The following is a 20,919-nucleotide window of genomic DNA, read 5'->3' as shown; positions in this document are numbered from 1 at the left end:
CTACTCCTTCAATGCACGCACGCAATCGGCGAAAGCGCCGACCAGCCGGTCGATCTGATCGCCGGTGGTAACCGGGCTCACCAACATCATATTGTGAAACGGCGCCAGCAAAATCCCGCGGGTTGCGAGGAACAGGTGAATTGCCGCCTCCAGCTTGGGATGCATCGCCGCCTTCGCCTCGCTGCCGCTCAGCGGCGGGGTAGGGCAGGTCAGGAATTCGACGCGGGCGCCGACCTGCATGACGTGCCAGTCGAGACCGGCGATGGCGATTTCCTGCTCCAACCCGGCGACGAGCCGCGCCGCACCGCGCAGCATGTGGTCATATGCGGCGGGCGTGATGACGTCCGACAGCATCGCATCCATCGCGGTGATGGCGAGCGCGTTGGCGGACAATGTGGTGCCGATGCCGCTATGCCCGGAGGGGCGCGAGGCGTTCAGCGCAGCCATGCGATCAGCGACCGCCGCCGAGAATCCGTAGACGGCGCAGGGCACGCCGCCGCCGATCGACTTGCCGACGACGATGAGGTCTGGGGTGGGGCCGTTCGTGACGCCATGGCCGCCATATCCCGAGGAGATGGTGTGCGTTTCGTCGAAGATCAGCAAGGTGCCGCTCTCATCGCAAAGCCGGCGGAGGGTCGCCAGAAAGCCCGGCGCATCGCGCACCATGCCGACGTTGGTCATCACCGGCTCGGCGAGTACGCAGGCGATGTCGCCGCCGCGAAGCGCCGCCGCCAGCGCGGCCTCGTCGTTGAACTCGATCACTGTGGTCGTGTCGCGCAAATCGTGAACCTGGCCGATCAGGCTGGCCCGCATCACGGGTGCGCCATGCTTCAGATCGACAAAAGCATCGTCGACCGCGCCATGATAGGCGCCATTGAACGTCAGGATTTTAGGCCGTCCGCTGATCCCGCGGCACCAGCGGATGACCGCGCGATTGGCCTCACTGGCGGTCGTCGTGACCTGCCATAAAGGCAGGCCGAACATCGCCGCGAGGCGCTGCGACAGCGCCGCACCCCGCTCGGTCGGCAACATATAGCTCAGCCCTTCGCCGGCCTGTTTTGCTAGCGCGGCGGCGAGCGCTGGCGGCGAATGGCCGAACAGGCTTGCCGTGTCGCCGAGGCAGAAATCGTCGTAGCGCTGCCCGTCGATGCTGGTCAGCGTCGCGTGTTTCGCCGATGCGGCGACGATCGGCACGGGGCTGGGCCAGTCGCGCATCCAGTGGAACGGAACCGACTGAAACCAGCCCGTCGCGGCCGCGTGATGCGTGAAGGCTTGGCGGTTGGCGGCGCGGAAACGTTCGGCCTCGCGGCTTGCAACGCGGGCGATAGCAGCATCGGATATCACCCGAGCTTGTCCTTCATCGCATAATAGAGCAGCCCGAGCGTCGCGAGCGGCTGGCGCAGCCATTTGCCGCCGGGGAAGGGTTTCGAAGGAAGGTTCGCCAGCACGTCGAAGCGTTCGGCGGTGCCCGCCATCGCCTCGGCAATCAATTCGCCCGCGAGCGTCGTGACCAGCGCGCCATGCCCCGAAAAGCCATGCGCGTAAAAGACGTTCCCGCGCCGCCCGATGTGCGGCAGCCGATTCATCGTCACCGCGACCGCGCCGCCCCAGCCATAGTCGATCTTCGCATCGGCGATCTGCGGAAAGACCTCTGCCATGAACGGGCGAACAAAGGCTGCGATATCGCGTGGCGGCGTCTGCGAATAACGCTCGCCGCCGCCGAAGATCAGACGCTTGTCGGCCGAGAGGCGGAAATAGTTGAGCACGAAGCGGCTATCGGCAACCGCGGCATCGCTGGGCAATAGCGCGTCGGCGTTTGCGAGCGGCTCCGTCGCGATATTATAGTTCATGATCGGCACGGTGTAGCGGCCGAGGTCGGGTTCGACCTGACCTATCCAGCTATCGGTCGCGTCGATGGCATAGCGCGCTGCGATATGCGCGCGGTCGGTCAGCAGACCGATGCCGTCGGGCGTGTCGGTGATCCTGTAGGCACGTTCGCCCTCCCAGATGCGGACGCCCGCAGCCTCGGTCGCCTTAGCCAATCCGATCGCATAGTTCAGCGGATGGAAATGCCCGCCCTGCGGATCGTGGATGCCGCCGTGGTAAAGCGGGCTGGCAATATGCGCGCCCATGTTGTTCTTCTCGATGACGTGGCTCTGGTAGGCAAAGCGCGTCGCCAGAAACTCGGCCTCGCGCTTCATCGCGTCGAAATCCTTCGGCGTCCACGCGGCCTCAAGATGCCCGGTCTTGAGAACACAATCGATGCCGTGCTTTTCGATGCGCGCTTTCACCGGATTCGCGCGCCAGCATAGGTTGAACAGCGCCTCGGCGCGCTCGCGACCGAATTCACCCTCAAGCTCGGACGCCGACCAGCGAAGGCCAGGGATCAACTGCCCGCCGTTTCGGCCCGACGCGCCGAAGCCGACATGTTCGCGCTCTATCAGGATCACCGAGAAGCCGCGCTCGGCACAGGCGAGGGCAGCGGACAGCCCCGTGAAGCCGCCGCCGATGACTGCGACATCGAACGAAAGCTCTTCGCCTATTTCATATGCCGAACGCCACCGGTGCGCGGTCGCGGCATAATAGCTGTTGGCGAGCGGATCGGTCATGGCCGGCGCGCGGGTCAGACCCGCATCAACAGATGTTCGCGTTCCCAGCTCGACACCACCGACTGATAGTTGAAGAGCTCATAATCCTTCACCGCGAAGAAGATTTCGAAGAAATCGTCGCCGAGCAGATTGCGAACCTTCTTGCACGAAGCGAAGCGATCGAGCGCCGCCTCCAGTGTTCGCGGCAGGGTGCGGGCGCGGTTATACGCGCTGCCGGTGATCGGTTTTGCCGGCACCATGCGGTCGACCATCCCGATATAGCCGCAGATCAGCGAGGCGGAGATTGCGAGATAGGGGTTGCTGTCGGCGCCCGGCAGGCGGTTTTCGACGCGGCGGTTGTTTTTGTCCGAGATGGGCACGCGGAACCCGCACGAGCGGTTGTCCTCGCCCCACTGGACGTTGATCGGCGCCGCGCTGTCGGGCCGCATGCGGCGGAAACTGTTCACATTGGGCGCCCACAGCGGCGAGATTTGCGGCATATAGCGCACGAGCCCGGCGATATAGCTGCGGAACATCGCGCTATCGCGGCCGTTGGCGACCGAAAACAGGTTCTTGCCCGTCACCGCATCGACCACCGACTGATGGATATGCATCGCGCTGCCCGGCTGGCCCGCCATCGGGTTCGCCATGAAGGTCGCATAGACATTGTGCTGCTTCGCGACGTTGCGCACCACGCGCTTAAACAGGAACACCTCGTCGGCGAGCCGCAGCGGGTCGCCATGCTCGAAATTCACTTCGAGCTGCGCGGCGCCCATTTCGTGGATCATTGTGTCGATATCGAGCCCCATCAGCTCGCAATCGTCATAGATATGATCGATGATATCCTCATATTCGTTCATCGCCTCGAGCCCATAGGGCTGGCTCGCGGTTTCGCTGCGTCCCGACTGGCCGACCGGCGGGGTCAGCGGGAAATCGGGGTCGGCGTTCTGCGAGACGAGGTAGAACTCGACCTCGGGCGCGATGATCGGCTTCCAGCCCTTTTCGGCGTAGAGGCCGAGCACTTTTTTCAGGATTGTGCGCGGCGCGATGTCGACCTCGCTGCCGTCGCCATTATAGGCATCGGCGATCACAAATGCGGTCGGCGAAGTGAACCCCGGCGCGACGCAGATCGTGGTCGGGTCAGCGATCAATATCTTGTCAGGATCCTTGTCCCAGATATCGTCGATATCCTCGGGATAATGGCCGTCGATCGTGCAGATGAAGACGCTGCCCGGGATGCGGAGCGACTTGTCCTTGACCGAGGAGAGGAACTTCTTGGCCGGCAGCACCTTGCCGCGCTGGACCCCGTTGATGTCGGGGACGATGCATTCGACTTCGTCGATTTTATGGTCGCTGATCCATTGTTCCAGATTGACTGACATGCGCCCCCGATTGGGCCGAGGCTCGACCCGTCTGTGGAATGGGCAGCGTATCGCAAGGTTGAAGGAAGCGCCAGAGGGGGCCGTTATCCGGCCATCTCGGGTATCATTTCATGCCGGATTCTTTGCTTGCGCGAAATCGGCGCCCCGTCATCTTCGTCATACTGGACTTGACCCTGCATCCGCCGCATCCTCGGCGCCGCGCGATAGTCGCATTCGAATATGCTGGAAGGAGATTGAGGCGATGCGGGGAGAAAACGACCATTTAGCGTCCTTCTGGATGCCGTTTACCGCCAACCGCGCGTATAAGGCGAACCCGCGCCAGCTTGTCTCCGCGAGCGGCATGCATTACCAAAGCGCCGATGGGCGGACCATCCTCGACGGCACGTCGGGCCTCTGGTGCAGCAACGCGGGGCATTGCCGGCCCGAAATCACCGAGGCGATCGCGAACGCCGCGGCGACGCTCGATTTCGCCCCGACCTTCCAGCTGGGTCATCCGCTGCCGTTCGAACTGGCGCAGCGACTTGCCGCGCTGATGCCCGATGGGCTCGACCGGATATTCTTTACCAACAGCGGATCCGAATCGGTTGATACTGCGCTAAAAATCGCACTCAATATCCAGCGTGCGAAGGGGCAGGGAACGCGGACGCGGCTGATCGGGCGCGAACGTGGCTATCATGGCACGGGCTTTGGCGGGATCAGCGTCGGCGGCCTTGTGAACAACCGCCGCGCCTTCGGCGGCGGGCTGCCCGGGGTCGACCATATTCGTCACACGCACGACGTCGAACGCAACGCGTTCACGCGCGGCTTTCCGCAGCATGGCGCGGAACTGGCGGACGACCTCCAGCGGCTCGTCGACCTGCATGGTGCCGACACCATTGCGGCGATCATCGTCGAACCGATGGCGGGCTCGACCGGGGTGCTCGTCCCGCCGGTCGGCTATCTCCAGCGCCTGCGCGAAATCTGCGACAAACACGGTATCATCCTGATTTTCGATGAAGTGATCACCGCGTTCGGCCGCGTTGGCGGCGCGACGGCGGCAGGGCAATGGGGCGTGACGCCCGACATCATCACGATGGCGAAAGGGCTGACCAACGCCGCGGTGCCGATGGGCGCCGTTGCGGTGAAGCGCGAACTCCACGATGCGGTGATCGACAGCGTGCCGGGCGGGATCGAACTGTTCCACGGCTACACCTATTCGGGCCATCCGCTCGCCAGCGCGGCGGGTCTTGCGACGCTCGATCTCTATGCGCGCGATGGCCTGTTCGACCGCGCGAATGAACTCGGCAGCTATTGGGAGGATGCTGCGCACAGCCTGAAAGGCGCGCGCCATGTCATCGATATTCGCACGATTGGTCTGGTCGCGGGCATCGAACTTGAGCCGCGTGCGGGAGCACCGACCGCGCGCGCGATGGAATTGTTCCACGCCTGCTTCGACAATGGTTTGCTTGTTCGCGCGACGGGCGACATCATTGCGCTGTCGCCGCCGCTGATCGTCGAAAGGGCGCAGATCGACGAGATGTTCGGGAAGATTGCCGAATTGCTGGCCCGCATCGACTGACGGGAATGCCCGTCAGTCGGCGTCGGCGTTGGCTTCCGCCTTGGCTGCCGCTGCAGCGACCTGCCGCGCGCGCGTGGCTTCGGTCTGGATCAGGCGTTCGGCCATTGTGCGCCACGCCTGTTCGGCGCGCAGATTGCGGTCGCGGACTTGCGACAGTGTGCTTTCCGCCGCGTCGGCCGCGCATTTGTCCGCCTGGATCAGGTAGAAATCGCTGGTGTTCGACATGGCGGAAATCCTTAGGGTAGAGGTGGTTGAAGGTCTGAACCGGAAAAGTCAGTCGACCATTTGGGCAATCAGGCGGCGAAGTTCGCGCCGCGTCAGCGTCGGCGATCGCCGGGCTGGCTTATCGGCCCGCGCATCGATCGCGGAATAGGGCCGAAGAAGAGAAGGAAAAGCATTCAAATTAAAGTTCATAATATCCTGTAATGATTGTTTTATTCTGGTTGGGTATTCAGCGTCGATTGCCCTTGCGGGGGCCGCCTCCCGCCGGACCGGCGCCGCGATCGCGATAGATGATGCGGCCCTTGGTGAGGTCGTAAGGCGTCATTTCGACGCGTACGGCGTCGCCGACGACCGACCGGATGCGAAAACGTCGCATCCGGCCTGCCGTATAAGCGATGATCCGATGATCATTTTCCAGAACGACGCCAAAGCGTCCATCGGGAAGGATTTCATCGATCTGGCCGTCGAGGGTCAGTAGTTCCTCTTTGGCCAAAAGATCAGGCCGACTGGATGTTGACGGCGGCGACTTTGCCGCGCTGGTCGGTTTCCAGGTCATAGGAAACGCGCTGATCCTTGTTCAGCGTCGTCATCCCGGCGCGTTCGAGGGCGGTGATGTGGACGAAATTGTCGCCCGAACCGTCTTCGTTCGCGATGAAGCCATAACCTTTTTCGGTGTTGAAGAATTTTACGGTGCCGATCGGCATGGGGTCGTTCCTTTCACGGAATCGGATTTACCACCGGCATGTGCCGATGGCGCCAGGTAGCGTGAGGATGGAAGTGTCCGCCAAGCAGGCAAAAAAATCCGTCGTAGGCGACGATAGCCTGCCGAAGATGGGGCTTGAGCTATAAAAAGTCAAGGATAGGCTTGGATTCGCGCGCCGTCATGCCTGTGCGAGCAGCGGAAAAGTCACCGAAACGCGGGTGCCTTTGCCGACTTCGCTGTCGATATCGAGCTGTCCTTGATGACGCTCGCTGATGTGCTTGACGATGGCGAGGCCGAGGCCGGTGCCGCCGACCGAGCGGCTGCGCGCCTCGTCGACGCGATAGAAACGTTCGGTCAGGCGCGGCAGATGATCGGCGGCGATGCCGTCGCCCTCGTCGCTGACCGACAGCCGCACACGGCGGCCCTCGCGCGCCAGCTCGACCGTCACCGGGGTTCCCGCGTGACCGTATTTCATCGCGTTCGAAATGATATTGTGCGCGAGCTGTCCGAGCTGCGCTTCGTCGCCCAGCACCGGTTGCGGATCGTCGCCCAGCCGCGCGACGATGTCTTTGGTGCGCGGCTGTTCGCTATCGCGCAGCTGCGCAATCGTGGTCTGGACGATGACGGCAAGGTCGACCGGGGTCGTCGGGCGACGAAAGCGGTCGGCCTCGACGCGTGAAATCGACAAAAGGTCGATGACGAGTTGCTGCATCCGCCGCGCCTCGCGATCGATGATCGAAAGGAAGCGATTGCGCGTCGGCGCGTCGGCCTCGCCGTTCATTTCCTGGAGCGTTTCGACATAGCCGAGGATCGCGGCGAGCGGCGTGCGCAGTTCGTGGCTGGCGTTGGCGACGAAGTCGGATCGCATGCGGTCCGCGGCATCGATTGCCGACCGGTCGGACAGGAAGATGATATATTCGCTGCCCGACAGCGCGGCGATGCGCATCGTCCAGCGCTGGCCGGGGCGCGGAAAATCGACCAGATTGACCGTTTCGAGCGGATCTTGCCCGTCGATCCGCGACAGCCAGTCGGTCGCCGCGGGATGGCGGATCGCGGTGCGGACGTCGGCGCCGACGATATGCCGGCCCAGCAGCCGGATCGCGGCGTCGTTGGCGATCGTGACGATATTGTCGGCGGTGCCGATCAAAGGCTCCTTTTCCTGATCGACCCAATGGGCAAAATCGGGATGGCGGAGCAAGGAGACGGGCAGGGCGGCCGCGGGTTCGGGCCCGGCGCCCTTCGTGTCGGGCAAGGCGACGGGAAGCGCGCCGTAAACCGTCGCGGCGGCGAGGAAGCCCGCGAGCACCATGATGGCGATCGACAGCGGATCGCCGCCCGTCAGCGTGGCGAAAATCGCTGCGATGGCGACCAGCGTCAAAGCGATGACCAGGCTGGAAAGGCGATCGAACATCGCCGTTGCGCCTCGCACGAAGAGGTGACGATGCGCAAGGATGTTTACGGCAATTAACGTCCTGGCCGCGAATGTCCCAAAGCGGGAAGGGCAAGGCGGCGACCCGTCTTTTGCTTTTCCTTGGCGCTTCATTGGGTTATGCGCGCGACATGGAAAATAGCGACATTCCCGCCGAAAACGCCATGGAGACGGACGAAGCCATCCCGTCGCGGCGCAAGATGCTCGCGCTCGGTGCCGTTGGCGTTTCCGCCGCGCTGACGATCCGTCCCGCCTTTGCGCAGACTGCGGTGTCGGTGATGAACTGCCAGATTCCCGTTCCCGGCCCGACGGGCGCCGGCAAATATATCAGCACCGCGGGCAAACTGGTCCCACCGGGCACCAAGGGCGCGTTTCCGGGCTCGGTCCGCCCCTTCACGGGCGAGGAAGTAAAGCGGGCATTCCGTGGGCAGACGCTGCCCGGTACGACGTACAACCAGTCGCAAGCCTATCTCCAGTATATCCGGCGCTTGCAGGCGGGGCAGAGCGGCTTTACCTGTTTCGCATCGATCACGATGACGCGCTGATTTTCGCTCCTTTGAGGCGATGTCGGTTCAGCCGCATCGTCAGCCAAAGGAGTTCTCGTGAAACTAGCTTCGCTCAAACAGGGCCGCGACGGACGCCTGGTCGTCGTTTCGGACGACCTTGCCTGGTACGCCGACGCCGGCCAGATCGTCCCGACGATGCAGGCGGCGCTCGACAATTGGGCCTATGCCGCTCCCCGCCTCGCGGCGCTGGCAGAGGATCTCAATCACGACGCGATCCCGAAAGACCGCTTTCACGAACATGACGCCGCGTCGCCCCTGCCGCGCGCCTATCAATGGGCCGACGGCAGCGCTTATGTGAACCATGTCGCGCTGGTGCGGCAGGCGCGCGGCGCCGAAATGCCCGACAGCTTTTGGCACGATCCGCTGATGTATCAGGGCGGAAGCGACGCGTTTCTGGCTCCGCGCGACCCGATTCCGCTCGGCGACCCCGCCTGGGGCTGCGATATGGAGGCGGAAGTCGTGGTCGTGACGGGCGATGTGCCCAAGGGGATCGATGCCACCGCGGCGCGCGAGACGATCCTGCTTGTCGGTCTGACTAACGACGTGTCGCTGCGCGGCCTGATCCCCGCGGAACTCGCCAAGGGCTTCGGCTTTTTCCAGTCGAAGCCGTCGAGCGCGATGTCGCCCGTGTTCGTGACGCCCGATGCACTGGGTGATCGCTGGAAGGACGGCAAGCTGCACGGCACATTGTCGGTCGATCTGAACGGCCAGCCGCTCGGCCGCGCCGACGCCGGCGTCGACATGACGTTCGATTTCGGCGCGCTGATCGCCCATGCGGCAAAGACACGCGACCTGGGTGCGGGCACGATCATCGGGTCGGGCACGGTGTCGAACCGCGATGCCGATGGTGGGCCGGGCAGGCCGATCGCCGCCGGCGGGCTCGGCTATAGCTGCCTCGCCGAAGTGCGGACGGTCGAAACGATCCAGCAGGGCGAGCCCAAGACTCCGTTCATGCAAAAGGGCGACACGGTTCGCATCTGGATGGATGACGACCGGCATCACAGCATCTTCGGCGCAATCGAACAGAGCGTGGGCTGATAGCAAAAGAGGGCGGAATTGCTTCCGCCCTCTCCCGATCTCGTGCCGGTGTTGCCCGGCTATTTGGCGCCGAGGCTGCCGCCGGCCATGGCGTCGCTCAGCGAACAGGCCGCCGGGCCAAGAATGACGATGAACAGCACCGGCAGAATGAACAGAATGAGCGGCACCGTCATGATAGCGGGCAGGCGCGCGGCCTTTTCCTCGGCGCGCATCATGCGCTCGTTGCGGAATTCGGCCGACAGGACACGAAGCGCGCTGGCGAGCGGCGTGCCGTATTTCTCGGTCTGGATCATGGTCGTGACCACGCCCTTTACCGATTCCAGATTCACGCGATAGGCGAAGTTTTCGAAAGCCTGGCGGCGTTCGGTCAGAAAGCCGAGCTCGATCGACGTCAGCGCGAATTCTTCGCCGAGTTCGGGATACGCCCGGCCCAGCTCCTTCGAGACGCGTGAAAAGGCGGAGTCGACCGTCAAACCGGCTTCGGCGCAGATGACGAGCAGGTCGAGTGCGTCGGGCAAGCCTTTGCGGATTGCGTGGGTACGCTTCTGGCGCTTATTATCCACAAAAAGGTCGGGTGCCTTGTAGCCGAGTATCAAGGCGCCCATCGTATACATGGACCGCTTGAACGACGTCAGGTCGGGCCACATATCGACCCAATAGATCAGGAAAAGAGCGAGGCCGCCGAAGAGGATCGGCAGGACCATGCGGCCGAAAATGACCGCCACGGCGAGATCCTTCGACCGGATACCGGCCTGCGCCAGCTTTTGCTGAACCTCCTTGACCTGTTCTTCCTGCAGCACCTGGAGCCGGCCAAGGAAGGTCCGCATCTTGTCGGCGGTCTGGTTCTTGCGGACAAGCCGTGCGCGGCGTTTCGCTGTCGAGGCGGTGATGCCCGCCTTCAACTGCTCGCGCCGATCGTTCAGCGCCTTGACGCGCTTGGTCATCGGATTGCGAACGGTCAACGCGTTGTAGATCGCGAACAGGACGGCAAAGACGCCGACCGCCGCGAGCATTGTACCGGCCCATACGACGTCGATACCAAGGATTTTCGGTCCGGCTTGTGCGCCAGAGAAAGCCGAAGAGAGAAGGAGGCCGCTGTTCATTTCTATGCCCCCGTCAGATTTCGAAGTTGACCATTTTGGCCATGATGCCGGCGCCGATGCTCATCCAGATCAGGCCGCCTATCCCCGCAATGATGAGGCGCTCTTCGACAAAAAAGCCCGCCAGATAACCGGGGTTCACTGTCCAGACGACGCCGAACACAAAGAAGGGCAGTGCGCCGACGATATAGGCGGAAGCTTTTGCTTCGGACGACATCGCGCGGATCTTGAGCTTCATTTGCGCGCGCTTGCGCAGAACGTCGGACAGATTGGCCAGCGTTTCCGCGAGGTTGCCACCCGTTTCGCGCTGGATCTGGATCGTGATGCAGAAGAATTGGAATTCGGGCGTGCCGAGCATTTCCGCCGTTTCCTGCAACGCCGCTTCCATCGTATTGCCGATACGGATGCGTTCGACGACGCCCTTGAATTCCTCCCCGACCGGCCCGGGAAGTTCCTGGCTCACCACTTGAAAGGTTTCGGTGACCGGCAGACCGGATTTCAGGCCACGTACCAGCAAATCGATAGCATCGGGAAAGCGGGCGTTGAACGCCTTGACACGCCTGTTGATCGTCATGCCGACGACAAGATAGGGCAAGCCGAGCCCGAGGAGCAATCCAACCAACGCGGCCATCAGGAACGGCGCGCGCACGATGAGCATGCCGCCGGTTGCCACGACGAACACGATCATCGACGCGAACATATATTGTGTAAGCGTCCAGTTTTTGCCGGTCCGGCGGATGCGCTTTTCCAGCTCGTCCCGGCGCGGCAACAAAGCGATCAGCGATGAATCGCCGTTGCGGCCCGACTGGATCGTCTTGCGCATCTGTGCTGCCACCACCGCTTCGGTCGAGGCTGCGTGGCGGTCCTTGACCATTGCCAGTCGCCGCGTCTTTGCCTTGCCGGACGAAGGCCCGCCAAGCAGGATCACGAGGATCGAAAAGGCCAGGAAAGCTCCGGCGATGATAAGGATGACTGGCAGATTCATGGTCAGCTGATGTCCGCTTCTATCGCTGGAGGTGATGACGGCCCGTCAGGCGCACCGTCACGCTGCCTGTTTCACACCCTTTTTCGTCAGCCCGAGCTTGCCGAGCAGCGAGCCGCCCGATTTGCTCTTCGCGGCGACGATCTGCGCTTCCTCGGCTTCGACATCCGCGCCGTCGAGGATGATGCGCATCAGGTTGCTCCACACCTGCGCCGACTTGGTGCCCTTGCAGGTTTCGGCATAGGATTTGCCGAGCTTTGCCGATTGGGCGACCAGCTTCGGGTCGAACGGGATGACGATGTCGATCGGTCGTTCGATCGACGATTCGAATTCCTTGCGCGACAGCTCGCCGATGGCGTTTTGGAACTTGTTCGCGACGAGCACGACACGCGCGCCCGGGATGTTCTGCTTGAACCAGGACAGTAGGCGGATCGTGTCGCGCGCCGCGGCGAGCGTCACATCGCTGACGAGCAGGATTGTACCGGCTTCCGACACGAGGTGCGGGAAGGGGATCAACACCTGGCGCGGGATGTCGACGATCGTCATCTCGAAGGCGGAACGCAGCTCTTCTTCCAGCTGGAAAAAGGCCGAACCGTCGGTCATCACCGGCTGATGGATCGGCGCTTCGGCCGACAGCAGGCTAAGCTTGTCCGACGCTCGCACCATCGCGCGTTCGATGAACAGCCCGTCGATGCGGCTGGGATTGTCGATCGCGTCGATCAGGCCGCGCCCCGGTTCGAGGTCGAGCGTCAGCGCGCCCGTGCCGAAATGGATGTCGAGATCGAGCAGCGCCGTCTGGCGGCCCGCCTGTTCGCTGATCGCCCAGGCGAGCGAGGTCGCCACCAGCGACGCCCCGACGCCGCCGCGTACACCGACAACCCCCATCATATGATGCGGCTTGTCGTCGTGCATGTCGGCATGTTTCGGCGCCGACAGCATGGCCTGCGCCATGGTGAACGATTCGCGGACCTGGTCGAGCGACAGCGGCTTCAGCAGATAATCCTGGATGCCGCTGGACAGAAGGTCGCGGTACAGGCGAACGTCGTTCACCTGGCCCGCGGCGATCACGACCGTGCCGGGTTCGCAGACTTCGGCCAGCGCATTGATGTCGTTGATCGGATCGCCCGATTCCGACATGTCGACGAACAGGATGTTCGGGCTGGCGGAGACCGAAAGCGATTGCACAGCGTTGCGCAGTCCGCCCTTGTTACATTTTTCGATCGGCCAGCCCATGTCGTTGACCGCGGCGCGGATCAGCTCCAGCGTATCGTCGTCGCAAACGAAGGCGTTGAAGGGATCACGCGCGCCTGCTGATTTGAAAGGAGCGTTCACTGGCTGCCTCCGCTGGTAGGTGCCTTGGTCAATTCGCCTGCACCGGTTTGGGGTTTGGTACGATAGGTCTGGATCGCACGCGTCGCCGCCGTCGGATCGCTGCCCGTGTTGCTGGCGCCCTTGATCAGGTCGTTCGGATCGGCGACCATCGAGGCGAGATTGCTGTTGACCGCGCAGCCATAATTCGACGACGTCGAGTTGGTCGGGTTGATCGACGATTTGCTTTCCCAATTGGGGCAGCCGGGTACGGATGCCGTCGCCCGCGTCACGACGACGCGCAGGTGGTCCTGCGGCACGGCACCGGTCGTTACCGGGACATCCCTGCTGAGCAGCAGCCCGCGGCGTTCGACCATCGACCGAACGGTCGCCAGCGCTGAGCCGGCGCCATAGGCCGACGGATCCTCGATCGCGACGCGGTCGCCATAGCGGACCCCCATCGAATCGAGCCAGCCTTGCAGGCGGCCCTGTTCGCTGGGCGGCAGCTCGCCGTTCGAAGCGGCAACATCGAATTGATAGATGGCGTTCCGCACGACGGGCTGGTGGACCGAATCGAGGCTGCGGTTGCTGACCGCCGCGCCAGTGCAGCCGGCGAGCGACGTGGCCAGAGCCAGGATCGTCCAAGTTGCGATTTTTTTCATCACTTTGCTCCTGAAATCCAGCGCGTCACTTGATGCTGAAGCCGGGCGACGCGTCGCCGCTGCCCCGCGGGCGATCGGCGTCGCCGACCGAGGTGTCGAGCCGCGGTTTCGGCCGGTCCCCGCCCGTCACGCCGTTGCTCGTCTGGTTGAGCAGAATCCGCTGCAGGTCGTCGGAATCCTGAAAGGCGTCGGTGGGCAGTTTGATGTCGTTCGCCGACACCGGCTGGACCAGATAGGGGGTCACGACGATGACGAGTTCGGTTTCGCCGCGGCGGAAGCTGTCCGATTTGAACAGCATGCCGAGCAGCGGAACGTCGCCGAGACCGGGCATCTTGTCGATCGCGCCGATCGAACGATTGTTCATCAGCCCGGCGATCATGAAGCTTTCGCCCGAGCCGAGTTCGACCGTCGTTTCGGCGCGGCGGATCGTCAACGCGGGAACCTGGAACCCCTGCATCACGATCGCGCCTTCGGTCGACAGTTCGGATACTTCGGGGCGAACGCGCAGGCTGATCCTACCATTCGACAGCACGGTCGGCGTGTACGCGAGGCTGACGCCATATTTGCGATACTCGATCGTCGTACCGGCAAAATTGCCGGGGACCGGAACCGGGAACTCGCCGCCGGCAAGGAAGTCGGCGGTTTCGCCGGAAATGGCGGTCAAATTGGGCTGCGCCAGCGTCGCGACCAGACCCGATCGCTCGCCGATGTCGAGCGAAGCCATCAGGTCGAGCCCGAACAGGCGGCCGGCACCGGCCAGGCTCCGCTTGCCGGCGGGCGTGTCGAACCGGTAATTGGTGCCCAGCGTTGTCTGGCCAGGGGGAAGCGGCAGGCCGGTCGAAGGATCGTAAGGCCGCGCGGCCGGGCTTCCCGGGAAAACCGCGGTCGGGGCAGGGATGCTGGTGATCTCACCCGGGCTGCGGCCGCCGAACACGCCGCCGAGGAAGCCGTTGCCCAGCGGGCCATCGGTATCGCGCGTCAGCAGGTTGCCGCTGATTTCCTTGACCAGCGAGCGGTTTACTTCGGCGATGCGGACCTGCAGGTTGACCTGTAGCGGCGTGGCCGTGCGAAGACGCGACAAGACCTTGGTCGGCTCGCCGACGAATGCCTGGACGAGCCGTTCGGCTTCGGCGGCATCGTCGGGTGACTGGACCGTACCGGTGAGCAGCACGAAGCCGTTCATCGTGTTTGCCGAAATGCTGGCGTCGGGCATGGCGAGCGACAGCATCTGGTCGATCGTCTCGATATTGTTGCCGACGCGGGCGACTGTCGAGAAAACGACACGGCCGCTGGCGTCGGTGGCATAGATGCTGGTTTCGCCCGGCTTCTTGCCAAAGATATAGAGCTGGCGGCCCGAACGCACCTGGACGTCGGCGACTTCGTCGTTGGCGACAAAGACGTCGGACATCGAGGCCGGAAGGCTGACCAGGCGGCCACGGCCCACCGAGAGTTCGATGCTGCTGCTGGCATTCTGGACGGCCTGGGCGATGGCGGGCGCCGAAGGTGCCGCTGCCAGCGTGGCTGCCACCAGGCCGATGGCCAGGGTGCGGGCCAGAGCCGCCGCCTTGAATTTGGCTGTGCTGTTCATCTTACTTACCCCCAACCGGAACTTCGGTCATCTTGTCGCCGCGGGTCACGCGCACGACCGGACCGGTCGGAACGGACACGGCGCCCCCATTAGACGGCATGAAGCCGCCGCCATTCGTCGCAGCCTGCGGCGCCCGCGAGGAGTTCACGCGGCCGCGTACCGGGATCCAGAAGCGCGACACGTCGCCGCCCGTGGTCACCGTCGAGCGGCTGGCAACCGGACGTGCGGCGGCTTCGGCGAGCATCCGTTTTTCCGCCGCGGAGCCGCCCTTGGCCGGCACATTGATGTCGCCCGACGCGATGGCCGCATCGAGTTCGCCGGCGCTTTCGGCCAGCGGACGCAGTGCGAGCGACAATTTGCCCATGTCCTGCGCGACGGCGATCTTCTCGGCAATTTCCGGCGTGGCTTCGAGCGTTACCGAGCCAAAGGTGCGAACCGGGGTCTTTCCGGTTTCATCCTCGGCGTCATAACGCTGATCGGTCGCCAATATGCGGACATTGCGAACGATCGTCTCGGCCGTGAATATCTGCTTGTCGGGATAGCTGCTGCCTTCGTCGACCGAGATCGTCTGAGCCAGCACCACATCGACGCGGTCGCCCGGAAAGACGAAACCGGCGACGCCCTGTTCTTGGCTGACCTTGACGGTAACGGCACGCATGCCCGGGCCAAGCGCCGCGGCGAGGAAGCCGCGATCATCGGGATGGACGAGTGCGCCTTGCGTCAGCGGCTGGCCGGCGGTGATCGGATAGCGCACGACGGTGCCGACCAACGTGTTCACGTCGGTCTTGTCCTTCATGAAATAGGCCTTTTCGACCAATTCCTTGGGCCAGGGCTGGAAACGGAAGCTGTCCGGGCCGACAATCGTGCCGACGGGCAGTTGCCGCGTCGCGACAAGGATCATCGGACCGGTAATGTCCGGCGCCGCGGCTGCACGCGCTTGCGGAGTGGCTGCTCCGCGCATCATCTGGTTGACCCCGAACGCTGCGCTGATGGCAATCACCAACGCGCCGACGATCAGCATAATCTTTCGCGTATCCATGACGATTTGTCGCCCTCCTGCACCCACCAGAGACGGTCGTGCTTTTCCCTCAGGTCATCCGATAACCTGAAACTGGTTAAGATATTGTTGGTGAAGCGCCCAAAGGCCCGCAGCGGCGATGGCAACCCCATAGGGAACCTCGACCGGCTTGTCCGAAGGGCGCAATTTCATATGGATAAGCATCACAGCCGACAGGATGCCACCGCCGATGGCCATGACCATCAGGGTCGGCATGAACAGCGGAAGCGGGATCCAGAGCATCACCGCGCCGATCATCTTGACATCGCCGCCGCCCATCGCGCCGATCGCGAACAGGCCGGCAAAGACGAGAAAGACCGCGAAGGCGGCGCCGAACTGAAGCGGCACATCGGGCCAGAGAGCGAGGCCGCTCGTAATCCAGAACGGGATTGCAAGCAGCGCCATCGCGGCGTTGAGCTCGTTGGAAATGGTGCGCGACCGGACGTCGCTGATCGCCGCGGCAATCATCAGCAGGCCGAGTAAGGCCATCAGGCCGAGCGAGATTGTGCCGTTATCCATCGGTTTTCTCCTACGCAACATGGCTTACCAAAGCGTAACCATGTCGGCGGGGACGCTGCGGCTTGCATTCCGCGGTCCAACCGATATGCGGCGGGCATGACCGATGCGCCGCCTTCCGCCACTGATGTGCTGATTGTCGGCGCCGGAATCGCGGGTGCAAGCCTCGCGGCGGCGCTCGCCCCCTGGCGCCGCGTCCTGCTGGTCGAGGCGGAGGACGCGCCCGGCTATCACGCGACGGGCCGGTCAGCGGCCTTCTGGCACGAAAGCTATGGCGGGGTGGGGGTTCAGCCGCTGACCCACGCATCGCTGGAGATGTTGAACAGTCCGCCGCCCGAATTCTCGGATCATGGCTTCCTGTCGCCGCGCGGCGCATTGACGCTGGGACAGAGGTCCGAGGCCGCGGCGGTCGACGCCTTCGTTGCCGAATTCGCGGCGCAGGGCGTCGATGTTGCAAGAATGTCGGGCGATGCGGTTTCGCGCATGGTTCCGGGTCTTCGTCCCGAATGGAGCGAAGCCGCCTATGAGGCGGCGTGCCGCGACATCGATGTCGGCGGCCTGCATGCGGCCTATCTTCGCGCGGCAAAGCGCGCCGGCGCAACATTGGTCACGCGCGCGCCGTTGCGGCGGGCGCGCCGTGTCAGCGACGGCTGGGACGTCGAACTGGGCAGCGGGCAGGTCCGCGCGGCGCTGATCGTCAATGCCGCCGGGGCATGGGCGGACGAGGTCGCGGCCGCGTGCGGCATCGCGCCGGTCGGCATCCAGCCCTATCGCCGCACGGTGATGCAGGTTCGGCTGGGCGTTCCGGTTCCCGCCGACCTTCCGCTCGTCATCCACGTCGGCGGCGAATTCTATTTCAAGGGTCAGAGCGAGGGGCGCGTCTGGCTGACCCCTCACGACGAGACGCCGACCGCACCGCACGACGCGGCGCCGGAAGAGCTGGACGTCGCGCTCGCGATCGACCGGATGCAGTCGGTGGTCGACTGGCCGGTCGTTGCGGTCGAGCGCAAATGGGCGGGGCTGCGCAGCTTCGCGCCCGATCGCATCCCGGTTTTTGGCGCCGATCGGCATGAGCGCGCCTTCATCTGGTGCGCAGGGCAGGGGGGCTTCGGGATTCAGACTTCGCCGGCGATCGCCGCTTTGCTTGCGGCTGAGCTTGGCGCCCCGCCGCCCGGCGGCGCCATTGGCCGCGTCGATCCGACGCCCTTCGCGCCATCGCGCTTCGCCTGAACCATCTAGCCGCTTGCACAGCGAAACGACCGCATTAACATGGGCTTGGCCGTACCACCCCCGGCACGGCCCGACCTGTGGAGGATGGCATGGCCCATTATTTCGAGATCAAGAAGAACAAGGCCGGCGAATTTGTCGCCTATTTCAAATATAATAGCGAACCCATCTTCTGGACCGAAGGCTATAGCAGCAAGGCCTCCGCACAGAATGCCATCGACTCAATCCTGAAGAACGGCCCGGGCGCCGAAGTCCGCGAAGCCGAGTGATGCCCAGGGTCGGGACCTACTAATTGCGCGATCGAGGTTTGAAGCGATTTTGTTCAGTGCGAGGAGGCAAGGCGCAGGAATATGTCGATATTTCCAGACTTGCCGACGACGCAATGGACAAAATCGGTCAAATCCCGAAGGGAGGCCGAAATGGCTTCGATCTCAGGCCCGCGCGGCCTTGCGGGTAGCGATGCTACCCGCGGCGGCCACCCGAACCCGATATCTTCGCCATTTCGACGCCTCGAACGCGCAATTAGTAGGTCTCAACCCTAACGCGCGGGTGCCCTGCGCGCCCGCGCGACTTCGAGGGCGGCGTCGCTCGCCAGCTGGTCGGCGAGTTCATTGTCGCCGTGACCCGCGTGACCCTTGACCCAAATCCATTCGACCTTGTGCCGCGCGTTTTCCTTGACGAGACGCTGCCACAGATCGGCATTGGCGACCGGCTTTTTCGCCGCGGTTTTCCAGCCGTTCTTTTGCCAGCCGAAAATCCATTTGGTGATGCCGTCGCGGACATAGACGCTGTCGGTCGACAACTCGACGTTGCAGCTGCGCTTGAGCGCGGCGAGCGCTTCGATCGCGGCCATCAATTCCATGCGGTTGTTCGTCGTGTCGGGTTCGCCCCCCGACAGCTTTTTCACGACGTCGCCCCAGCGCAGTACGGCGCCCCAGCCGCCGGGGCCGGGGTTGCCCTTGCACGCGCCGTCGGTGGCGACGATCACGGTCTTGCCGGTGTTTTCGTTCATCCGGCTGCGAACAGGCTGGCGGCGTCGGGAGCGCTGTAGCGCTGCAAGCGGGCAAGGAACGGCGACGGATCCTTGCGCGTGACGAGCGCGTCGGCGGGCGTATGCACCCAGTCGTGCGCGCGCGTCAGCAGGAAGCGCAGCGACGCGCCGCGCGCCAGCAGCGGCAACGCAGCAACCTCAGCGTCCGACAGCGTGATTTCGCGCGCATAGCCGCGCATCAGTGCTTCCGCGCGCGGGGGGTCGCATTGCTTTCCGTCGGCGGAAAAGGCCCAGGACGCATGCGTGATGACCAGGTCATAGGCGCGGAAGTCGCTCGCGGCGAAATAGAAGTCGATAAGGCCGGTGACCCGGTCGCCGAGCATCAGCACATTGTCGGGAAACAGGTCGGCGTGGATGACATGCGCGGGCAGGTCACCCGGCCAATGCGCGTCGAGAAATGCCAGTTCGTCATCGACGATCGATTGCAGCCCCGGCAACACGACATCAAGGTCGCCGGTCGCTTCGGCAACGGCGCGCCAGTGAGTATGGCCCATGCTGTTCGCGCGCGCACCAGTATAGCCCTCGAGCGCACGGTGCATCGCGCCGAGTGCAGCGCCTGCGGCTTCGCACTGGGCCGGGGTCGGCTGCGTCAGCGAAATGCCGGGCAGGAACTGGATGACGCACGCCGCGCGGCCAGAGATCTGCTGTATCGCGACGCCGCCCCGGTCGCGGATCATCGCCGGGACCGGGCAGTTCTGGCTGGCGAGATGGTTGAGCAGGTCGACAAAGAAGGGCAGGTCACCCTCGCTGACCCGCTTTTCGTAAAGCGTCAGGATGAAACGCCCGCCCGTCGTTTCGAGCAGGAAGTTGCTGTTCTCGACGCCTTCGGCGATGCCCTTGCACGACACGACGGTGCCGATGTCGTATCGGGCGACGAGAGCGGCAAGATCGTCGGGCTCGACGTGTGTGTAGACAGCCATCAGGCGGCTTCGAGCCCGCGCGGCAGTTTGAAGACCATATTCTCTTCGGCGGTGACGACCACGTCTTCGATGATGGGACGAACCGAAGCGACGGCGTCGATCACCTCGCGGACCAGTGTTTCCGGCGCGCTCGCGCCGGCGGTGATCCCGAGTGTCGCGATGTCGTGCAGCCACGCCGGGTCGATGTCCGTGCCGCGCTGGACGAGATGCGCCGGGGTCCCCAGCCGCTCGGCGACTTCGACAAGCCGCAGGCTGTTCGAGCTGTTGGGTGCACCGATCACGATCATGCGATCGCATTCGCCTGCGATCGCTTTCACGGCATCCTGGCGGTTCGACGTCGCGTAACAAATATCCTCGCCGCGCGGGCCCGTGATCGCCGGAAAACGATGCTGGAGCGCCGCGATGATGTCGCGCGTGTCGTCGACCGACAGGGTGGTCTGGGTCAGGAAGGACAGCATCTCGGGATCGGGCGGCGACAGCGCCGCGACGTCGTCGACCGATTCGACCAGCGTCATCGCGCCCTCGGGCAATTGACCCAGCGTGCCGATCACTTCGGGATGGCCGGCATGGCCGACAAAGACGATATGGCGTCCCGTCTCGTGCGCGCGCTCGGCCTGTCGGTGGACTTTCGACACCAGCGGGCAGGTCGCGTCGATATAGTCGAGCCCGCGCATCTCGGCTTTCGCCGGCACCGCTTTGGGCACGCCGTGCGCGCTGAACACGACGGGCACGCCATCGGGAACCTGGTCGAGCGATTCGACGAAAATCGCGCCCTTGGCCTTCAACGAGTCGACGACATAGCGGTTGTGGACGATTTCATGCCGGACATAGACCGGCGCGCCATATTTCTGCAGCGCCAGTTCGACGATGCGGATCGCGCGATCGACCCCGGCGCAGAACCCGCGCGGCGCCGCGATCAAAACCTTGAGTTCTGCCGCTTCGCTGCCTTCAGCTTGCGTCATCGGATGGGTAGCGTTCATGATGCGCGCGCTCTAGCGCAGCAAGCCATCCGGGGTAAAGCC

Annotated in this window: 22 protein-coding genes; 5 read left to right on the top strand and 17 right to left on the bottom strand. The window is 63.9% G+C overall.

Annotated elements, in window-relative coordinates:
* The 3 genes from J2X38_RS10365 to J2X38_RS10355 are packed head-to-tail and all read right to left on the bottom strand — an operon-like array spanning position 1 to position 3,970.
* Positions 1-1,344, bottom strand: a complete 1,344-nt coding sequence (locus J2X38_RS10365) for an aspartate aminotransferase family protein (RefSeq protein ID WP_310253773.1) — start codon at positions 1,342-1,344, stop codon at positions 1-3.
* Complete coding sequence (locus J2X38_RS10360; RefSeq protein WP_310253771.1) at positions 1,341-2,609, bottom strand: FAD-binding oxidoreductase; 1,269 nt, start codon at positions 2,607-2,609, stop codon at positions 1,341-1,343. Before J2X38_RS10360 ends, J2X38_RS10365 begins: the two co-directional genes overlap by 4 nt.
* A gap of 14 nt (positions 2,610-2,623) precedes the next feature.
* On the bottom strand, positions 2,624-3,970 hold the full coding sequence (locus J2X38_RS10355) for a glutamine synthetase family protein (protein ID WP_058538442.1): 1,347 nt from the start codon (positions 3,968-3,970) through the stop codon (positions 2,624-2,626).
* A 241-nt stretch (positions 3,971-4,211) separates the two neighbouring features.
* Between J2X38_RS10355 and J2X38_RS10350 the strand changes: the two genes are divergently transcribed.
* Positions 4,212-5,528 carry an aspartate aminotransferase family protein gene (locus J2X38_RS10350; RefSeq protein WP_310253769.1) on the top strand — a complete coding sequence of 439 codons (1,317 nt, stop codon included), beginning with the start codon at positions 4,212-4,214 and terminating at the stop codon, positions 5,526-5,528.
* Positions 5,529-5,540: 12 nt separating this feature from the next.
* On the opposite strand, the gene J2X38_RS10345 is transcribed toward J2X38_RS10350, so the two are convergent.
* From J2X38_RS10345 to J2X38_RS10330, 4 genes are all read right to left on the bottom strand, one after another.
* A complete protein-coding gene (locus tag J2X38_RS10345; protein ID WP_058538444.1) occupies positions 5,541-5,753 on the bottom strand; it encodes a hypothetical protein in 213 nt (70 codons plus the stop codon).
* Between the two features lie 226 nt (positions 5,754-5,979).
* Positions 5,980-6,243, bottom strand: coding sequence for a translation initiation factor IF-1 (gene infA / locus J2X38_RS10340; protein WP_058538445.1), 264 nt, complete (start codon positions 6,241-6,243; stop codon positions 5,980-5,982).
* A gap of 4 nt (positions 6,244-6,247) precedes the next feature.
* Positions 6,248-6,454 (bottom strand): cold-shock protein, encoded by a 207-nt coding sequence (locus tag J2X38_RS10335; protein ID WP_058538446.1) that lies wholly within the window; start codon positions 6,452-6,454, stop codon positions 6,248-6,250.
* Between the two features lie 177 nt (positions 6,455-6,631).
* A complete protein-coding gene (locus J2X38_RS10330) occupies positions 6,632-7,864 on the bottom strand; it encodes a cell wall metabolism sensor histidine kinase WalK (RefSeq protein WP_058538447.1) in 1,233 nt (410 codons plus the stop codon).
* Between the two features lie 149 nt (positions 7,865-8,013).
* On the opposite strand from J2X38_RS10330, the gene J2X38_RS10325 reads away from it, so the two are divergent.
* Positions 8,014-8,427: a hypothetical protein gene (locus J2X38_RS10325; protein ID WP_058538613.1), complete on the top strand. Its 414-nt coding sequence runs from the start codon at positions 8,014-8,016 to the stop codon at positions 8,425-8,427.
* A gap of 57 nt (positions 8,428-8,484) precedes the next feature.
* On the top strand, positions 8,485-9,486 hold the full coding sequence (locus tag J2X38_RS10320; RefSeq protein ID WP_310253765.1) for a fumarylacetoacetate hydrolase family protein: 1,002 nt from the start codon (positions 8,485-8,487) through the stop codon (positions 9,484-9,486).
* Positions 9,487-9,545: 59 nt separating this feature from the next.
* Here J2X38_RS10320 and J2X38_RS10315 read toward each other — a convergent pair whose 3' ends face one another.
* From J2X38_RS10315 to J2X38_RS10285, 7 genes are read right to left on the bottom strand one after another with little or no spacing between them, the layout of a single operon-like run.
* Positions 9,546-10,589: a type II secretion system F family protein gene (locus J2X38_RS10315; protein ID WP_082639763.1), complete on the bottom strand. Its 1,044-nt coding sequence runs from the start codon at positions 10,587-10,589 to the stop codon at positions 9,546-9,548.
* 13 nt (positions 10,590-10,602) lie between these two features.
* Positions 10,603-11,571 (bottom strand): type II secretion system F family protein, encoded by a 969-nt coding sequence (locus tag J2X38_RS10310; RefSeq protein ID WP_058538450.1) that lies wholly within the window; start codon positions 11,569-11,571, stop codon positions 10,603-10,605.
* A gap of 57 nt (positions 11,572-11,628) precedes the next feature.
* The gene (locus J2X38_RS10305; RefSeq protein ID WP_058538451.1) at positions 11,629-12,900 is read right to left on the bottom strand and encodes a pilus assembly protein CpaE; all 1,272 of its coding nucleotides are present in this window, start codon (positions 12,898-12,900) and stop codon (positions 11,629-11,631) included.
* The gene (locus tag J2X38_RS10300; protein WP_058538452.1) at positions 12,897-13,538 is read right to left on the bottom strand and encodes a CpaD family pilus assembly protein; all 642 of its coding nucleotides are present in this window, start codon (positions 13,536-13,538) and stop codon (positions 12,897-12,899) included. The genes J2X38_RS10305 and J2X38_RS10300 overlap by 4 nt, the downstream gene beginning before the upstream one ends.
* 25 nt (positions 13,539-13,563) lie before the next feature.
* Positions 13,564-15,126, bottom strand: a complete 1,563-nt coding sequence (locus J2X38_RS10295; RefSeq protein WP_058538453.1) for a type II and III secretion system protein family protein — start codon at positions 15,124-15,126, stop codon at positions 13,564-13,566.
* Position 15,127: 1 nt separating this feature from the next.
* The gene (cpaB, locus tag J2X38_RS10290; RefSeq protein ID WP_310253760.1) at positions 15,128-16,165 is read right to left on the bottom strand and encodes a Flp pilus assembly protein CpaB; all 1,038 of its coding nucleotides are present in this window, start codon (positions 16,163-16,165) and stop codon (positions 15,128-15,130) included.
* Between the two features lie 54 nt (positions 16,166-16,219).
* Positions 16,220-16,702 carry a prepilin peptidase gene (locus J2X38_RS10285; protein ID WP_310253758.1) on the bottom strand — a complete coding sequence of 161 codons (483 nt, stop codon included), beginning with the start codon at positions 16,700-16,702 and terminating at the stop codon, positions 16,220-16,222.
* A 96-nt stretch (positions 16,703-16,798) separates the two neighbouring features.
* On the opposite strand from J2X38_RS10285, the gene J2X38_RS10280 reads away from it, so the two are divergent.
* Both J2X38_RS10280 and J2X38_RS10275 read left to right on the top strand, forming a co-directional pair.
* The gene (locus J2X38_RS10280) at positions 16,799-17,929 is read left to right on the top strand and encodes an FAD-dependent oxidoreductase (protein ID WP_310253756.1); all 1,131 of its coding nucleotides are present in this window, start codon (positions 16,799-16,801) and stop codon (positions 17,927-17,929) included.
* Positions 17,930-18,018: 89 nt separating this feature from the next.
* Complete coding sequence (locus J2X38_RS10275; RefSeq protein ID WP_081933099.1) at positions 18,019-18,195, top strand: DUF1508 domain-containing protein; 177 nt, start codon at positions 18,019-18,021, stop codon at positions 18,193-18,195.
* A gap of 269 nt (positions 18,196-18,464) precedes the next feature.
* On the opposite strand, the gene rnhA is transcribed toward J2X38_RS10275, so the two are convergent.
* From rnhA to ispH, 3 genes are read right to left on the bottom strand one after another with little or no spacing between them, the layout of a single operon-like run.
* Positions 18,465-18,938 carry a ribonuclease HI gene (gene rnhA / locus J2X38_RS10270; protein ID WP_310253752.1) on the bottom strand — a complete coding sequence of 158 codons (474 nt, stop codon included), beginning with the start codon at positions 18,936-18,938 and terminating at the stop codon, positions 18,465-18,467.
* Entirely contained in the window at positions 18,935-19,897 is a 963-nt protein-coding gene (thrB, locus tag J2X38_RS10265; protein WP_310253750.1) for a homoserine kinase, read from the bottom strand. The genes rnhA and thrB overlap by 4 nt, the downstream gene beginning before the upstream one ends.
* Positions 19,897-20,877, bottom strand: a complete 981-nt coding sequence (gene ispH / locus J2X38_RS10260; RefSeq protein ID WP_310253748.1) for a 4-hydroxy-3-methylbut-2-enyl diphosphate reductase — start codon at positions 20,875-20,877, stop codon at positions 19,897-19,899. The genes thrB and ispH overlap by 1 nt, the downstream gene beginning before the upstream one ends.
* Positions 20,878-20,919 lie beyond the last annotated feature (42 nt).

Source organism: Sphingopyxis sp. BE235 (genome assembly GCF_031457175.1).
Lineage (GTDB): Bacteria > Pseudomonadota > Alphaproteobacteria > Sphingomonadales > Sphingomonadaceae > Sphingopyxis.
The sequence above is the reverse complement of the archived record's forward strand: the minus strand, read 5'-3'. Positions and strand labels throughout refer to the sequence as shown.

Excerpts from the sequence above, each read along its gene's own strand:
- J2X38_RS10360 (WP_310253771.1), bottom strand. The coding sequence starts at position 2,609 with ATGACCGATCCGCTCGCCAACAGCTATTATGCCGCGACCGCGCACCGG.
- J2X38_RS10355 (WP_058538442.1), bottom strand. The coding sequence starts at position 3,970 with ATGTCAGTCAATCTGGAACAATGGATCAGCGACCATAAAATCGACGAA.
- J2X38_RS10350 (WP_310253769.1), top strand. The coding sequence starts at position 4,212 with ATGCGGGGAGAAAACGACCATTTAGCGTCCTTCTGGATGCCGTTTACC.
- J2X38_RS10345 (WP_058538444.1), bottom strand. The coding sequence starts at position 5,753 with ATGTCGAACACCAGCGATTTCTACCTGATCCAGGCGGACAAATGCGCG.
- J2X38_RS10335 (WP_058538446.1), bottom strand. The coding sequence starts at position 6,454 with ATGCCGATCGGCACCGTAAAATTCTTCAACACCGAAAAAGGTTATGGC.
- J2X38_RS10330 (WP_058538447.1), bottom strand. The coding sequence starts at position 7,864 with ATGTTCGATCGCCTTTCCAGCCTGGTCATCGCTTTGACGCTGGTCGCC.
- J2X38_RS10325 (WP_058538613.1), top strand. The coding sequence starts at position 8,014 with ATGGAAAATAGCGACATTCCCGCCGAAAACGCCATGGAGACGGACGAA.
- J2X38_RS10315 (WP_082639763.1), bottom strand. The coding sequence starts at position 10,589 with ATGAACAGCGGCCTCCTTCTCTCTTCGGCTTTCTCTGGCGCACAAGCC.
- J2X38_RS10310 (WP_058538450.1), bottom strand. The coding sequence starts at position 11,571 with ATGAATCTGCCAGTCATCCTTATCATCGCCGGAGCTTTCCTGGCCTTT.
- J2X38_RS10300 (WP_058538452.1), bottom strand. The coding sequence starts at position 13,538 with ATGAAAAAAATCGCAACTTGGACGATCCTGGCTCTGGCCACGTCGCTC.
- J2X38_RS10295 (WP_058538453.1), bottom strand. The coding sequence starts at position 15,126 with ATGAACAGCACAGCCAAATTCAAGGCGGCGGCTCTGGCCCGCACCCTG.
- cpaB (WP_310253760.1), bottom strand. The coding sequence starts at position 16,165 with ATGGATACGCGAAAGATTATGCTGATCGTCGGCGCGTTGGTGATTGCC.
- J2X38_RS10285 (WP_310253758.1), bottom strand. The coding sequence starts at position 16,702 with ATGGATAACGGCACAATCTCGCTCGGCCTGATGGCCTTACTCGGCCTG.
- J2X38_RS10280 (WP_310253756.1), top strand. The coding sequence starts at position 16,799 with ATGACCGATGCGCCGCCTTCCGCCACTGATGTGCTGATTGTCGGCGCC.
- J2X38_RS10275 (WP_081933099.1), top strand. The coding sequence starts at position 18,019 with ATGGCCCATTATTTCGAGATCAAGAAGAACAAGGCCGGCGAATTTGTC.
- rnhA (WP_310253752.1), bottom strand. The coding sequence starts at position 18,938 with ATGAACGAAAACACCGGCAAGACCGTGATCGTCGCCACCGACGGCGCG.
- thrB (WP_310253750.1), bottom strand. The coding sequence starts at position 19,897 with ATGGCTGTCTACACACACGTCGAGCCCGACGATCTTGCCGCTCTCGTC.
- ispH (WP_310253748.1), bottom strand. The coding sequence starts at position 20,877 with ATGAACGCTACCCATCCGATGACGCAAGCTGAAGGCAGCGAAGCGGCA.